At 45.6% G+C, this 14,408-nt stretch carries 15 protein-coding genes and 7 tRNA genes; all 22 read left to right on the plus strand.

Features of this window, described 5'->3' with window-relative positions; genetic code table 11:
- Positions 1–76: 76 nt before the first annotated feature.
- On the plus strand, positions 77–289 hold the full coding sequence (locus EUBC25_RS08750; RefSeq protein WP_230105123.1) for a FeoA family protein: 213 nt from the start codon (positions 77–79) through the stop codon (positions 287–289).
- Between the two features lie 102 nt (positions 290–391).
- On the plus strand, positions 392–2,395 hold the full coding sequence (gene feoB / locus EUBC25_RS08755; protein WP_230105124.1) for a ferrous iron transport protein B: 2,004 nt from the start codon (positions 392–394) through the stop codon (positions 2,393–2,395).
- 72 nt (positions 2,396–2,467) lie between these two features.
- Positions 2,468–2,839 carry a heavy-metal-associated domain-containing protein gene (locus tag EUBC25_RS08760; RefSeq protein WP_230105125.1) on the plus strand — a complete coding sequence of 124 codons (372 nt, stop codon included), beginning with the start codon at positions 2,468–2,470 and terminating at the stop codon, positions 2,837–2,839.
- Between the two features lie 153 nt (positions 2,840–2,992).
- Positions 2,993–3,067, plus strand: a tRNA-Pro gene (locus tag EUBC25_RS08765).
- Positions 3,068–3,074: 7 nt separating this feature from the next.
- Positions 3,075–3,145 (plus strand) — tRNA-Gly (locus EUBC25_RS08770).
- Positions 3,146–3,177: 32 nt separating this feature from the next.
- Positions 3,178–3,251, plus strand: a tRNA-Arg gene (locus EUBC25_RS08775).
- A gap of 184 nt (positions 3,252–3,435) precedes the next feature.
- Positions 3,436–3,509 (plus strand) — tRNA-His (locus EUBC25_RS08780).
- Between the two features lie 18 nt (positions 3,510–3,527).
- Positions 3,528–3,599: transfer RNA gene (locus EUBC25_RS08785), tRNA-Gln, on the plus strand.
- Positions 3,600–3,607: 8 nt separating this feature from the next.
- Positions 3,608–3,680 (plus strand) — tRNA-Lys (locus tag EUBC25_RS08790).
- A gap of 224 nt (positions 3,681–3,904) precedes the next feature.
- Positions 3,905–3,984, plus strand: a tRNA-Leu gene (locus tag EUBC25_RS08795).
- A 542-nt stretch (positions 3,985–4,526) separates the two neighbouring features.
- On the plus strand, positions 4,527–5,828 hold the full coding sequence (locus tag EUBC25_RS08800) for a TrkH family potassium uptake protein (protein WP_230105126.1): 1,302 nt from the start codon (positions 4,527–4,529) through the stop codon (positions 5,826–5,828).
- A 48-nt stretch (positions 5,829–5,876) separates the two neighbouring features.
- Positions 5,877–6,542, plus strand: coding sequence for a potassium channel family protein (locus EUBC25_RS08805; RefSeq protein WP_230107581.1), 666 nt, complete (start codon positions 5,877–5,879; stop codon positions 6,540–6,542).
- A gap of 21 nt (positions 6,543–6,563) precedes the next feature.
- Complete coding sequence (locus EUBC25_RS08810; protein WP_230105127.1) at positions 6,564–7,616, plus strand: inorganic phosphate transporter; 1,053 nt, start codon at positions 6,564–6,566, stop codon at positions 7,614–7,616.
- A 23-nt stretch (positions 7,617–7,639) separates the two neighbouring features.
- Positions 7,640–8,263 (plus strand): DUF47 domain-containing protein, encoded by a 624-nt coding sequence (locus EUBC25_RS08815; protein WP_230105128.1) that lies wholly within the window; start codon positions 7,640–7,642, stop codon positions 8,261–8,263.
- A gap of 98 nt (positions 8,264–8,361) precedes the next feature.
- Positions 8,362–8,922, plus strand: coding sequence for a phosphodiesterase (gene yfcE, locus EUBC25_RS08820; RefSeq protein WP_230107582.1), 561 nt, complete (start codon positions 8,362–8,364; stop codon positions 8,920–8,922).
- Entirely contained in the window at positions 8,894–9,619 is a 726-nt protein-coding gene (locus EUBC25_RS08825) for an ABC transporter ATP-binding protein (RefSeq protein WP_230105129.1), read from the plus strand. Before yfcE ends, EUBC25_RS08825 begins: the two co-directional genes overlap by 29 nt.
- Before the next feature lie 40 nt (positions 9,620–9,659).
- Entirely contained in the window at positions 9,660–10,589 is a 930-nt protein-coding gene (locus tag EUBC25_RS08830; RefSeq protein ID WP_230107583.1) for a SufB/SufD family protein, read from the plus strand.
- Positions 10,590–10,616: 27 nt separating this feature from the next.
- A complete protein-coding gene (gene thiM / locus EUBC25_RS08835; protein WP_230105130.1) occupies positions 10,617–11,438 on the plus strand; it encodes a hydroxyethylthiazole kinase in 822 nt (273 codons plus the stop codon).
- A complete protein-coding gene (gene thiE, locus EUBC25_RS08840) occupies positions 11,419–12,075 on the plus strand; it encodes a thiamine phosphate synthase (protein WP_256193017.1) in 657 nt (218 codons plus the stop codon). Before thiM ends, thiE begins: the two co-directional genes overlap by 20 nt.
- Positions 12,072–12,740: an HAD family hydrolase gene (locus EUBC25_RS08845; protein WP_230105131.1), complete on the plus strand. Its 669-nt coding sequence runs from the start codon at positions 12,072–12,074 to the stop codon at positions 12,738–12,740. Before thiE ends, EUBC25_RS08845 begins: the two co-directional genes overlap by 4 nt.
- Entirely contained in the window at positions 12,737–13,561 is an 825-nt protein-coding gene (gene thiD / locus EUBC25_RS08850; protein WP_230105132.1) for a bifunctional hydroxymethylpyrimidine kinase/phosphomethylpyrimidine kinase, read from the plus strand. Before EUBC25_RS08845 ends, thiD begins: the two co-directional genes overlap by 4 nt.
- Positions 13,539–14,402 carry a DUF2238 domain-containing protein gene (locus EUBC25_RS08855; protein WP_416386654.1) on the plus strand — a complete coding sequence of 288 codons (864 nt, stop codon included), beginning with the start codon at positions 13,539–13,541 and terminating at the stop codon, positions 14,400–14,402. Before thiD ends, EUBC25_RS08855 begins: the two co-directional genes overlap by 23 nt.
- Positions 14,403–14,408 lie beyond the last annotated feature (6 nt).

The raw sequence follows: 14,408 nt of genomic DNA on the forward strand, positions 1-14,408 counted from the left end.
CATGAAAGAATGAACAAAAATTTATAGATAGATTCAGCAAAGGGCTGTTCACATACAGTCAGGAGGATGAAAAGATATGAATTTATTGGATGCCAAAGAAGGCGAAGAGTATATTGTAAAAGATATTATGTCAGACGATGAAGAATTGAAGTCTTTTTTGTTTTCTTTGGGCTGTTACAGCGGTGAACCCATTACGGTGATCTCACGCCTGAAAGGCGGCTGTGTCGTTTCTATTAAAGATGGAAGATATAATATTGATACTGATTTAGCTCAGGCTATTTCAATATAAAAAATGGTGAACTGGTTCACTGTTTTTTTAAACAAATATGTTAGTTATAGCTAATTAAAATTAGCAAATGCTAATCAAAAGAGTGAAGGAGGAATTTGCATTATGAGGATTGCTTTTGCGGGAAATCCAAACAGTGGAAAGACAACAATGTACAATGCACTGACGGGAAGAAACGAACGTGTGGGAAACTGGGCCGGTGTTACAGTGGAGAAGAAGGAAAGCTCGATCAAAAAAGCTTATTATGATGGGACAGAAGACCTGGTGGCGGTTGACCTTCCGGGAGCTTATTCCATGTCTCCTTTTACTTCGGAGGAAAGCATTACAAGCAGTTATGTAAAAGATGAAAAACCGGATGCTATCATTAATATTGTGGATGCTACAAACTTAAGCAGAAGTCTGTTTTTTACGACGCAGCTTCTGGAGCTGGGTATTCCGGTGGTAGTAGCGCTGAATAAAAGCGATATTACGGCAAAGAAAAAAACAGAGATTGATGAAAGACTTTTGTCTGAAAAACTGGGCTGTCCGGTAGTGAAAACGGTCTCTACTTCTTCCGGTCATGAAGGGCTGAAAGAAGCGGTAAATCAGGCGGCTGCTTTAAAGGGGGCAAAACAGGAGGCGCCTTATATACAGGCGGATATCAACCTGAAAGATAAGAATGCGGTGGAAGCTGCTGACAGAAAACGTTTTGAATTTGTAAACGGAATTGTAAAGCAAGTAGAAAAGAGAACCGTTTTTACAAAAGATAAAAATGCACAGGATAAAATTGATGATGTAATTACACATAAAATTGTCGGGATCCCGATTTTTGTCGTTGTTATTTTCCTTGTGTTTTACATATCGCAGACTACACTGGGTACCTGGATCGCCGACTGGCTGGTTGCCTGGATAGAAACCTTCCAGGGCTGGGTCGGAGGACTGATGGAAAATGCCAATCCGCTTCTGTACGCTTTGCTGGTGGATGGTATCATTGGCGGCGTCGGTGCGGTTGTCGGATTCCTTCCACTAGTAATGGTAATGTATTTTCTTATCGCTCTTTTGGAAGACTGTGGATATATGGCTCGTGCAACTGTAGTGCTTGACCCGATCTTCAAGAGGGTAGGACTTTCCGGAAAATCTGTGATTCCTATGGTAATTGGTACAGGATGTGCGATTCCCGGCGTTATGGCTTCCCGTACGATCCGCAACGAGAGGGAGCGCAGAACAACAGCGATGCTGACGCCGTTTATGCCGTGCGGAGCTAAAATCCCGGTTATTGCTTTATTTGCAGGCGCATTTTTTGCAGATGCCTGGTGGGTATCTGCTACGATGTATCTGGTTGGTATTTTACTGGTTCTTTTAGGAGCGCTGCTTGTTAAGAGGATTACAGGGCAGAAATACCGGAAATCATTCTTTATCATCGAGCTGCCGGAATATAAAATTCCCAGCCTGAAGAGAGCATGTATTTCTATGCTTGAGCGTGGCAAAGCATATATTATAAAAGCCGGAACAATTATTTTAGTGTGCAATACAGTGGTACAGATCATGCAGACATTTAACTGGCAGTTCCAGGTTGTTGAGGAAGGAGCGGCAGATACTTCTATTCTTGCAAGTATTGCGCATCCGTTTGCAGTTCTGTTCATTCCTCTTGGATTTGGGGTGTGGCAGCTTGCAGCGGCAGCTATCACAGGATTTATTGCAAAGGAAAATGTAGTAGGTACTCTGGCAGTTGTCTATGGTGTTACAAATCTGATCGATACAGAAGAACTTGCCCTGGTCGGAAGTGGAAATGAAGTAGCGACGATCATGGGACTTACAAAAGTGGCAGCCCTTGCTTATCTGATGTTCAACTTATATACGCCGCCCTGCTTTGCTGCTCTGGGGGCAATGAACTCGGAGATGAAGAGCGGGAAATGGCTGTTTGGCGGCATTTGTCTTCAGCTTGCAACCGGTTATACAGTAGCGTTTCTTGTATATCAGATCGGTACGCTGGTAACGACCGGTTCTCTGGGAACCGCATTTATTCCAGGTTTGATCGCAGTTCTCGTGTTTGCGGCAATCATTATATGGAGGATTCGCCGGTCAGACAGAGAGTTTGTGGGAGAATACAGTTTGCATGTAGCTAAATAAGTGGCATAATGATAGCGGTGGGCAAGGAGATTTGTCCGCCGCTTGACATTGAAAAAGGAAAGGATGACATTTATGACGAATATTATTGTGATCATTATTCTGGCGGTTGTTATCGGCAGTGCGGTTTCGTATCTGATCAAAGCGAAAAGAAACGGTGTGAAATGTGTCGGATGCCCGGCGGGAGGAAGCTGCTCTGCTGCTAAGATAAAAAAGAAGAAGCTGGACGGTCCGGTGATCGGAAAAAAGACAATAGAAATTACCGGAATGCATTGTGAACATTGTGCGATGAGCGTGACGAAAGCATTAAACCAGATTGACGGCGTCCGGGCTGATGTCAGCCTGTCCAAAGGCAGAGCAGTCATTTCCTATGACCGGGAAGTTGCGGAAGAAGTTTTGAAAAACACAGTGGAAAAGGCGGGCTACAAGGTTTCGGGGATCTCTTAGCAGCTATGGAAAGAGAGTGTTTTTTCGCCCGGAAGCGGAAAAAGAACTGAAAATATGCTTGTGATAAAAAACTAAAAAAAATTGTTGACAATTATTACTTGTTCATATATAATCATTCTTGTGCCACGTAAGTGAGCAGAATAAAATAGACATCGGGGTGTGGCTCAGCTTGGCTAGAGCGCCTGGTTTGGGACCAGGAGGTCGCAGGTTCAAATCCTGTCACCCCGATATTTATGCGGGTGTAGTTCAATGGTAGAACACTAGCCTTCCAAGCTAGATACGTGGGTTCGATTCCCATCACCCGCTTTCTTAAAGCCCTGAAGTGCTTTGAGAAAAATGAGTCTGTAGCTCAGCTGGATAGAGCAACGGCCTTCTAAGCCGTAGGTCGAGGGTTCGAATCCCCCCAGGCTCGCTGGATCAGACTTTTGTCTGATCGACCATAAGCCGTCCATCAAGACGAGCCAAAGGCAGAGTAAGATTGGAAACGGCGAAGTGCGGACAGGTTATGAGAGATATGATCTGATCATATAATCTCAGCGCCGAGTCAGTCCATATTGTCTTGGATCAGGTCTGGCAGATGGAGAACATAGGATATGGTGGGTATAGCGCAGTTGGTTAGCGCGCCAGATTGTGGCTCTGGAGGCCCAGGGTTCGAATCCCTGTATCCACCTTAACCCGAAAGGGCTATTGGGCTATCGCCAAGCGGTAAGGCACAGGACTTTGACTCCTGCATTCGTTGGTTCGAATCCAACTAGCCCAGTTTCATACGGGCGTGTAGCTCAGGTGGTAGAGCACTTGACTTTTAATCAAGTTGTCCGGGGTTCGAATCCCCGCACGCTCATTATTAAAAAACAGCGGAAAGCCAATCGAAAGGCTTTCCGCTGTTTTTTGAACGCGCGGCGTCAACCTTCGGGAAGAAAGCTGTCCCTCCCAGTTGCCTGGGTAAATATAAATTAAATTATGTTAAATCCAAATCAAATTATTACTTGACAAAGGATGGATGGGTGCGTAAACTATTATCTGCAGGCTTTAGCGGTTTGCTATATAGAAATTTATTATTATTATGCGGATGTGGCGGAACTGGCAGACGCGCTAGACTTAGGATCTAGTACTTCGGTGTGCAGGTTCGATTCCTGTCATCCGCATTTTTTATTTGAGAGGAAAGTTCGCAGCAAGGTTTCCCAGTGAAACAAAAAGCCTTCCAGCCGGGAGAGAGTGAAATGTATAGCAGATTTTGTAAGATAATTCTTGCCTTATGTATGATATATATTAGTGTTTTTGTGTCCTTGGAAATTCCGGTACAGAGCCTGGAATATTCGGTGGCGGATGAACAGAAACAGGAGGTTGTTGCCTCAAAGACAGGAAAGCATATTGATTTTCAGAGTATGGATTCCTGGGATTTTCTGCAGCACCAGGCGGTTCTTAAGGTAGAGTGCGGCCGGAGAATGAAGGCCGGTTTATCTAAAATATCTGTATTATTCTGTCTGATTTTCTCTGCATCAGCAGTCTTTTTTGCGTGGGCTTTTCTGAAAAAAGTTTATGGAGCATATTTGCAGTCTTATTTTTATCCTTTGGCACGTTTCTTGTGCGATTTAGTTATCCAACAGAAAAAAGACGGAAAAAAACGCGCTGCTTTCATTTGATCGAAGTATATTGCGTATGTTTCAAAAAGAAAGCAGGTGGAAAATTGAATAATGACAATTTTTTTCGGCGGCAGCCTCCGGGCCGCCTTATTACTGCAGGCTTTGCAGCGGTGATTCTTGTCGGGGCGCTGCTTCTTTGTATGCCGTTTTCTGTCAGAAGCGGGGCAGAAGTTTCTTTTATTGACGCTTTGTTTACATCTACCAGTGCAGTCTGCGTGACCGGACTGATCGCTATAGATACGGCGGATCATTTTACGGCATTCGGACAGGGGCTTGTGGCCGTTCTGATCCAGATAGGAGGTCTGGGCGTAAGTTCCGTAGGTGTAGGTCTGATGCTGGCTGCCGGCAAACGAGTGAGTATCAAGAGCAGGCTTTTGGTAAAGGAAGCTTTGAATATTGATAATTATCGGGGGATCGTACGTCTGGTTAAGGCGGTGCTGTTTATGACAGTGAGTTTTGAAGCGGTGGGAGCGCTGCTTAGTTTTCTTGTCTTTTCACGGGATTATGAACCGCTTCATGCAGCCGGGATCAGCATTTTTCATTCAGTGGCTGCCTTTAATAATTCCGGATTCGATATTTTGGGAGGATTAAGAAATCTGATTCCTTATCAGGAAAATATTCTGCTGAATTTCACTACCAGTTTTCTGATCCTGGCAGGAGGGCTCGGCTTCCTTGTAATCTTGGATATTGGGCGGCATCGCCGTTTTAAACTATTATCATTTCATTCCAAGATCGTGATTGTTACCAGTGCAGTGTTGGTGGCGGCAGGAATGTTTCTTTTAAAGTGGACAGAAGATATTTCATGGCTTGGAGCGTTTTTTCAGAGCGTTTCGGCGAGGACAGCAGGCTTTTCTACGTATCCCATCGGTACTTTCAGCAATGCAGGCTTGTTTGTACTTTGTATCCTTATGTTTATAGGGGCCTCTCCGGGATCGACAGGAGGAGGAATAAAAACCAGTACGTTTTTTGTTATGATACAGGCAGCAAGAAGTGCATGTACGAAACGAAATGTCAGCGCTTTTCACAGAGAAATCTCTCAGAAAAACGTTTCTAAAGCATGTATGATCACCGTTCTGTCTATAACAGTTGTCTGCATCGCTACATTTTTCATGTGCATATTGGAACCGGACTGCAGCTTTATCCAGATATTTTTTGAGGTAGTTTCCGCTTTCGGTACAGTGGGTCTGTCCACTGGCATTACGCCGGAACTTTGTACGGCGGGCAAGCTGGTGATCATTTCGGTCATGTTTATCGGAAGACTGGGAGCATTCACCTTACTGACTATGTGGATCAGTCGTCCGGAATCTGCAATACGCTATTCCGAAGAAAGCATTGCTATCGGATAAAGAGATTGGGAAAGGCAGAAATAAAGTAGAAAGGAATCAAGGCGGATGATGAAGAAAAGAAAAACAACAGCTACATATGGAGTGATCGGACTGGGACGGTTTGGAACAGCTCTGGCTGTTACACTGGCGCAGTCGGATAATGAAGTGATCGTGATCGACAGAGAAGAAAGTACGATCAGAGAGATGAGGCAATATACAGAGTATGCGTTTGTATCGGATGATCTTAGTATGGAAACTCTGGAAGAGGCGGGGATCCAGAATTGTGATGTGGTAATTGTCTGCATCGGAGAAAAAGTAGATGTCAGCGTCCTGACTACAATGAGTGTCATTGAAATGGGTGTGCCTCGTGTGATCGCAAAGGCTCTTTCAGCAGAACAGGGAGCGGTATTGAAGAAATTGGGGGCTGAAGTAGTATACCCGGAAAGAGATATGGCGCTTCGTCTGGGGAGAAGACTTTTGTCAGGTAATTTTTTGGAGTATGTTTCTCTGGATGACAGTGTGGAGATTCGTCAGATCAGGATTTCCGGAAAACTGGCAGGCCGCAGTATAGAAGAGATAAAGCTGCGTCAGAAGCACGGACTGAATATTATTGCGATTGAGAGAGAAAATAAAACAATCATTGAATTTGAGCCGGAATATCGACTGGATGAGTCAGATATTATTGTAGTAATCGGAAAAGTTGATAATATTAACAACTTTGAGAGAAATATATAAATGTAATTGGAAGGGGAAAATATGGAAATTTCATTTGGATACTTCTGGACGGGAATCACAGGAAGTCCTGTGCTGGCAGTGACGATACTGCTTACATTAGGAGTTATTTTTGTAAATGGCTGGACAGATGCTCCCAATGCGATCGCAACCTGTGTGGCAACCCGGTGTCTTCGGGCAAGGACAGCGATATGGATGAGTGCATTTTTTAATTTTCTTGGGGTATTTGTGATGACCCAGATCAACAGTTCAGTAGCATCAACGATCAGTAATATGGTGGATTTCGGTAACCAGACTCATGAGGCTCTCATCGGGCTGTGTGCTGCGCTTTTGTCTATAGTGATATATAGTGTGGGAGCTTCCTGTTTCGGTATACCTACCAGTGAAAGCCACAGTCTGATTGCCGGACTTTCAGGTGCGGCGATCGCCATTCACCATGGAGTGGAAGGGATCAACGGTGCAGAGTGGATCAAGGTCATATACGGTCTGGTACTCAGTCTTGCTTTGGGATTTGCTACAGGGTGGATCATATGCAGACTGATCACGGTATTGTTCCGGAATATGGAAAGAAGCCGGGCAAATCGTTTTTTCGGCGGCGCACAGATTGTAGGAGCTGCAGCCATGAGCTTTATGCACGGGGCGCAAGACGGACAGAAGTTTATCGGTGTTCTGTTTCTGGGGATTGCGTTTTACAATGGCAGTTCATCGGTAAGCGGGATGGAGATACCGGTGTGGCTTATGCTCCTTTGCAGTATTGTTATGGCAATGGGAACAAGTGTAGGCGGAGAGAAAATTATTAAATCAGTAGGAATGGATATGGTGAAGCTGGACAGATACCAGGGCTTTTCGGCAGACCTTGCAGGGGCGCTGTGTCTTTTGTATTCCAGTCTGTTTGGAATCCCGGTATCCACGACCCACACAAAAACAAGTGCGATTATGGGTGTGGGCGCAGTAAAACGTCTGTCTGCCATTAATTTCAATATTGTAAAGGAGATGATGCTGACCTGGGTATTTACCTTCCCGGGATGCGGCTTGATCAGCTTTATAACGGCAAAACTATTTATGGTGATTTTATAGAGAAGCAGATAAGGAGAAGAAAAATGTCAAAGAAACAGGATTTATTTTATTTTGAAAATTTTATAGAGTGTACGGAGCTTTCCTGCAGGGCGGCACATTTTCTGAAGGAAACTTTAACAGATTTCCGGTCGGATGAGATGGAGAAAAATCTGGATCTTCTTCATGCTATAGAGCATGAGGCAGATGAAAAAAAACATCAGATGACGGACAAGCTGGCAAAAGCGTTTATCACACCGATCGAGAGAGAAGATATTGTCTCTCTTAGCTATAATATTGATGAGCTGACGGATAAGATTGAAGAAGTCTTTATCAGGATTTACATCAACAATATCAGAGAGATAAGGGAAGACGCGCTGAAAATGCTGGATCTCATTATCAAGTGCAGCGAGGAGGTGCGCTGCCTTTTACAGGAGTTTGCAGATTTCAGGCATTCCAAAAAATTAAAAGAAAGTATTATACAGATCAATTTCTATGAGGAGCAGACAGATAAAGCATATATTGACAGTATGAGAAGGCTTCACACAGAAGAAAATGATGTGAGGGATGTGATTGCCTGGAGGGAAATTTATACTTATCTGGAGAAATGTGCAGATGAATGCGAGCATATTGCAGATGTAGTGGAAAGTGTAGTGATGAAAAATTCATAACAGATAATTTTTCCCGGGAAAACGGGTGAAAAAAAGAGAGATATATGTTAAAATTAAAAGTCACAGTAAAACAGCAAACAGGAAAGGACGATCATATTATGAAGATTCTGATTGCATCAGATATACATGGCAGCGCGTATTACTGCAGGCTTTTGTTGGAACGGTACCGTGAGGAAAAAGCGGACAAGCTGCTTCTTCTCGGTGATATCCTCTATCATGGCCCGAGAAATGACCTGCCCAGGGATTATGCTCCCAAGGAAGTACTTGCTATGCTGAACGAAATAAAAGAAGAAATTCTCTGTGTCAGAGGAAACTGCGACACAGAGGTGGATCAGATGGTGCTGGAATTTCCCATTCTTGCAGAGTATTGTATTCTGTATGATGAGGGCAGAATGATCTTTGCCACTCACGGACATCAGCATAATGTAAAGAATCCTCCCATGCTGAAAAGAGGGGATATTCTCCTGCACGGCCACACTCACGTGCCGGTATTGGAAGAATTTGGCGGGAAATACTACATCAATCCGGGTTCCGTATCTATTCCGAAGGAGAACAGTCCGCACAGCTATATGATACTTGAGAATGGAAGTTTTACCTGGAAAACGGTGGAAGAAGGAGAGGAATACAGATATGCTGGAAGTAAAGAACTTAACATTTAAGGTCAATGAAAATGGCGTAGAGAGGAGCATTGTAAAGGACATCAGTTTCACAGTGGAGAATGGAGAGATGCTGGTGATCACAGGCCCGAACGGCGGAGGAAAATCTACGCTTGCCAAGGTTCTGATGGGGATTGAGAAAGCGGACGCGGGACAGATCCTTCTGGATGGCGAGGATATTTCCGAATACGATATCGATCATCGTGCCAAAGCGGGAATCGGATTTGCTTTTCAGCAGCCGCCAAGATTTAAGGGGATGACGGTAAATAAACTTCTTTCTTTGGCGGCAGGCGAGACATTGCCGGAGCACGTTTGCTGTAAAATGTTAAGTGGAGTGGGACTGTGCGCGAAAGAATATCTGAACCGGGAAATTGACGGGACTTTGTCCGGAGGAGAGATGAAACGTCTGGAGATCGCGACAGTGCTTGCAAAAAGTCATAAGCTCTGTATTTTTGACGAGCCGGAGGCCGGCATTGATCTTTGGAGCTTTTCCATGCTTGTACAGCAGTTTGAGAGAATCCATAAAAAGAAAGATCAAATGCTGATGCTGATTTCCCATCAGGAGAGAATTATACGGATGGCAGACAGGATCATGGTGATTGAAGATGGAACGATCAAAAAGATCGGGCCAAGAGAAGAAGTTCTTCCGACACTTTTGACAGATGGAGCCGGTTGTGCCTGCATGGAACAGGAAATGTAAAGGATCCGTTAAGGCAGACGAAAGAAGGGAGCAGATGGAAATGACATTGTTGGATAAGATTACAGAAAAAGTACTGAAACAGATAGACAGCAGTTCCGGATTTAAGCAGGAGGGAGCCTACAATCTCCGGGAAAACGGAGTGTCACTCTGTCACGGAGATACAGAACACATTAAGATCAAAAGGAAAGAGGATAAACCTGGAATAGATGTCTATATTGACGGTTCTGCAAAAGGGGAGCAGGTGCATATCCCTGTTGTTGTAAGTACGTCCGGAATGGTAGATATTGTGTACAATGATTTCTATATTGCAGACGGCGCAGATGTAACCATCGTGGCCGGATGCGGGATCCATAACAGCGGATGCAATGAAACACGGCACGACGGCATCCACGCATTTCACGTAGGAAAGGGTGCGAATGTACGTTATGAGGAGAAGCATTACGGCGAAGGGGAAGGAACCGGAGCAAGAGTGCTCAATCCGGTGACAAAGATTTATATGGAAGAAGATTCTGTTTTTACATTAGATACAGTGCAGATCAAAGGAGTGGATTCTACACAGCGCGAGACGGAAGTGACAATGGGGGCAGGAGCACGTCTTTATGTTTTGGAAAAGCTGATGACTCACGACGAACAGAAAGCGGAATCCAATATGGCCGTCTATATGAAGGGAGAAGGAAGCTCTGCCCAGATTATTTCCCGGTCTGTGGCAAAGGGCGGTTCTGTGCAGGTATTTCATCCAAGGGCTGTCGGAGAAGCCAAATGCCAGGCACATATCCAGTGTGATTCCATTATTATGGATCACGCCAGAGTACAGTCCATTCCGGAAATTGACGCCCGCCATCTGGATGCAGCGATCATCCATGAGGCGGCCATCGGAAGGATCAACAATGAACAGCTGATCAAGCTTCGGACATTCGGAATGACTGAGGAGGAAGCGGAAGGAGTCATTGTAGAGGCGTTTCTTAACTGATCCGCAAGAAAGAGAAGGGGAACAGATATGAATATGACAGAAAAGGCGGCGGCGCTTCTTACTGAGGTAAGGAGCCGTTCGCCTCTGATACATAATATTACAAACTATGTGACGGTCAACGACTGTGCTAATGTGACGCTGGCCATCGGCGCTTCCCCCATCATGGCAGATGACGAGAAAGAGGCTGCGGATATTACAGCAATTTCCTCGGCTCTGGTACTGAATATCGGAACCTTAAATCACCGGACCATAGAATCGATGATCCTTGCAGGGGAAAAAGCCAACGAGTGCGGGATACCGGTTGTTCTGGATCCGGTAGGGGCGGGAGCGTCTCTGCTTCGGAACGATACGGTAAGAGAACTGACCCGGCAAATCCGTTTTTCTGTTATCCGTGGAAATCTCTCGGAGCTGTCCTATGTGGCAGGACTGCCGTCATCTACAAAGGGAGTAGACAGCTCTGACAGGGATACTGGAAATGATGCGGCGCAGGCGGCAAGAGAGGCGGCTGCCAGACTGGGATGTACGGCAGCCCTGACTGGAGCGGTGGATGTCATTACGGACGGAACAGAACTGGTGAAGATCCATAACGGTCATCCAATGCTCTCCAGAGTAACAGGAACAGGCTGCATGACGACTGCTTTGGTGGGCGCTTTCCTGGGCGCGGGAGGAGATCCTTTTACAGCGGCGGCATCAGGTGTAGCGGCAATGGGAATAGCCGGTGAACTTGCATTCCGGGAGGCAGGAGAAAAGGGAACCGGAAGTTTCCATATGGCTGTTATAGATGCTTTGAGCAGACTGGATGAAAAAACAGTGAAGGAGATGGCGCGATTTGAAGAAACAGGAAATTGATTACACGCTCTATCTGTGCACAGACAGAGATCTGATGAGCACAGACACCATTGAGGAAGCGGTAGAACAGGCAGTGAAAGGAGGATGCACGGTTGTGCAGCTTCGGGAGAAAGACTGCTCCTCTCTGGAATTTTATGAAACTGCCCTTCGGGTAAAAAAAATAACAGATCAATATAAGATACCGCTGATCATCAATGACAGAGTGGATATCGCGCTTGCCGTAAATGCAGACGGAGTCCATGTAGGGCAGGATGACCTGCCGGCGGCGTCTGTGCGCAGGATCCTCGGTGGAGACAAGGTGATCGGCGTGTCGGCAGGGAGTGTTCGGGAGGCAGTAAAAGCCCGGGAGGACGGCGCGGATTACCTGGGAGTAGGGGCCATGCATGCTACCAGCACCAAGACGGACGCAGATGTTACCACAGTGGAAGAATTAAAGAAAATCCGTGAGATGGTGGATCTTCCTATCGTTGCCATCGGCGGTATGAATAAGCAAACCCTTCCGGAACTGAAGGGGACGGGCGTTGACGGAATAGCAGTCGTTTCAGCAGTCATTGCCGCCGATGATATTGAACGGGCGGCAAGCGAACTTTCTGAAGCGGTTCGAAGTCAGAAAAAACAGGAAAGAGAAGGATCATGATAACATACGGTGGAAAAGACTGGGAGGGAGCGGTATTCGACCTGGACGGAACGATTCTTGACTCCATGGGAGTCTGGGAGATCGTGGACAGGCGTTTCCTGGAGAACAACGGGCTTCCCTTTGAAAAAGACTACATACAGGATCTGCTTACCATGCATTTTGCACAGGCGGCAGAATATACAAAGAAGCGATACGCAATGGAAAAAAGTGAAGCTCAGATCATGGAAGAATGGTTCGCTATTGCGAAAGGGATGTATGCCGGCGAGGTGGAGCTTAAGCCTCATGCGGCGGAATATCTTGCGGCTTTAAGAGAAAGAGGAGTAAAAATCGCTGCTGCTACATCTTCGGATCCTCTTCTTTATGAGCCGGCTCTGAAACGGAACGGGGTTTATGATTATTTCCAGGCATTTGCACTGTCATCAGAGACAGAGCATGGAAAGGAAACGGCGGAGGTATATGAGCTTGCGGCAAAGAGGATCAGGGTTCCTCTGGAAAAATGCATTGTGTTCGAAGATATTCTGAAAGGGGTTCAAAATGCACGGGCAGCAGGATGCTATACAGTGGCTGTGGAGGATGCATCCTCGTCCCATGATGCAGAAAAGATACGCAGAGAGGCAGATATCTATATCTGTGATTATTTACAGCTGAAGGAGATAGAACAGTGAAGAGGAAAAGTGTGCTTACAATAGCCGGAAGTGACTGCAGCGGAGGAGCAGGCATTCAGGCAGATCTTAAGACGATGCTGGCAAACGGAGTGTACGGAATGAGTGCAGTGACAGCCCTTACGGCACAAAATACAACCGGAGTATATGGAATTATGGAATCCACTCCGGAGTTTTTGAGGAATCAGCTGGAATGCATCTTTCAGGATATCTTTCCGGACGCTGTCAAGATCGGTATGGTTTCTTCTGTCCTGCTGATCGAAGTGATCGCGGACGAACTGGTGAAGTGGAAGGCAGAAAATATCGTAGTGGATCCGGTTATGGTAGCCACCAGCGGAAGCAGCCTTTTGCAGGATGAGGCCAAAGAAGCGCTGGAATCAAAGCTCCTTCCCCTGGCGGCGGTGATCACGCCCAATATTCCTGAAGCGGAGGTACTCTCCGGTATTCAGATTGACAGTCCTAAGAAGATGGAGGAGGCGGCCTCCATCCTGGGAACGCGTTATCCCGGAGCCGTACTCATTAAAGGTGGACATGATATGAATGATGCCAATGATCTGCTCTTTTGGAGAGGGAAAATGATCTGGTTCAGGGGAGAGAGGATCGACAACCCCAACACTCATGGAACAGGGTGTACGCTCTCTTCTGCTATTGCCAGCAATCTGGCAAAAGGCTATGGAATGGAAAAGAGCATAGAGAGGGCGAAACAATATATTTCCGGCGCCCTTGGAGCAGGTCTTGATCTGGGAAAGGGAAGCGGACCTATGGATCACGGATATGCTTTGCCGGCATTTGAAACAAAGGATGTGTCGTATGAAGAAGAATAAAGGAAACAGCAGATGGAAGGCAATGGGCAAAGCGCTTAAGATGGAGCTTCGGGAGCACAAAAGTTCCTTTTTGGTGTATGTGATCCTGCGTGCGCTTGTCATTTGTGTAATGATTCTTCAGATCTTTAACCGGAATTTTGAAAATGTATTTCTCTGTATACTCACATTGATCCTTCTGATCGTGCCGAGCTTTATACAGGTGAATTTAAAGATCGAGTTTCCCACCGGATTGGAAATTATTTTGCTGTTTTTCATATTTGCGGCGGAAATTTTAGGAGAAATACAGGCATATTACATAAAGATACCGGAATGGGATACTGCTTTGCATACTACAAATGGATTTCTGATGGCGGCGATAGGATTTTCGTTGGTAGATATTTTGAACAGGAATGAGCGTTTTTCCATTAAACTGTCTCCTTTATATGTGTCTCTTGGAGCGTTTTGCTTTTCCATGACCATCGGAGTGGTCTGGGAATTTTTTGAATTTGCCATGGATCGGTTTTTCGGTCTGGATATGCAGAAAGATACGGTTGTTCATTCTATCAGCTCTGTTATGCTGGATCCGGCAGGAGGCAATCATCCTGCTGCTATAAGAGATATCACGGATGTAGTGATAAACGGAGAAAGCCTGGGACTTGGAGGCTATCTGGATATTGGCCTTATTGATACTATGCAGGATCTGTTTGTCAATTTTATTGGAGCGGCAGTGTTTTCTGTTATCGGATATTTCTATGTAAAGAACCGGGGAAAAGGAAAATTTACCGGAAGGCTGATCCCGAGACCGAAGAAAAAAGAGCACGATTATTTGAAGCAGGTGCAGCAGGAAGAGGACACAGAATAATCATAA

The sequence above is a fragment of the Claveliimonas bilis genome (genome assembly GCF_020892095.1).
In the GTDB taxonomy this organism is placed as follows: Bacteria; Bacillota; Clostridia; order Lachnospirales; family Lachnospiraceae; genus Claveliimonas; species Claveliimonas bilis.

Excerpts from the sequence above, each read along its gene's own strand:
- EUBC25_RS08810 (WP_230105127.1), top strand. The coding sequence starts at position 6,564 with ATGGAAATTTCATTTGGATACTTCTGGACGGGAATCACAGGAAGTCCT.
- feoB (WP_230105124.1), top strand. The coding sequence starts at position 392 with ATGAGGATTGCTTTTGCGGGAAATCCAAACAGTGGAAAGACAACAATG.
- yfcE (WP_230107582.1), top strand. The coding sequence starts at position 8,362 with ATGAAGATTCTGATTGCATCAGATATACATGGCAGCGCGTATTACTGC.
- EUBC25_RS08845 (WP_230105131.1), top strand. The coding sequence starts at position 12,072 with ATGATAACATACGGTGGAAAAGACTGGGAGGGAGCGGTATTCGACCTG.
- EUBC25_RS08750 (WP_230105123.1), top strand. The coding sequence starts at position 77 with ATGAATTTATTGGATGCCAAAGAAGGCGAAGAGTATATTGTAAAAGAT.
- EUBC25_RS08805 (WP_230107581.1), top strand. The coding sequence starts at position 5,877 with ATGAAGAAAAGAAAAACAACAGCTACATATGGAGTGATCGGACTGGGA.
- EUBC25_RS08855 (WP_416386654.1), top strand. The coding sequence starts at position 13,539 with ATGTGTCGTATGAAGAAGAATAAAGGAAACAGCAGATGGAAGGCAATG.
- thiM (WP_230105130.1), top strand. The coding sequence starts at position 10,617 with ATGAATATGACAGAAAAGGCGGCGGCGCTTCTTACTGAGGTAAGGAGC.
- EUBC25_RS08825 (WP_230105129.1), top strand. The coding sequence starts at position 8,894 with ATGCTGGAAGTAAAGAACTTAACATTTAAGGTCAATGAAAATGGCGTA.
- EUBC25_RS08760 (WP_230105125.1), top strand. The coding sequence starts at position 2,468 with ATGACGAATATTATTGTGATCATTATTCTGGCGGTTGTTATCGGCAGT.
- EUBC25_RS08815 (WP_230105128.1), top strand. The coding sequence starts at position 7,640 with ATGTCAAAGAAACAGGATTTATTTTATTTTGAAAATTTTATAGAGTGT.
- EUBC25_RS08830 (WP_230107583.1), top strand. The coding sequence starts at position 9,660 with ATGACATTGTTGGATAAGATTACAGAAAAAGTACTGAAACAGATAGAC.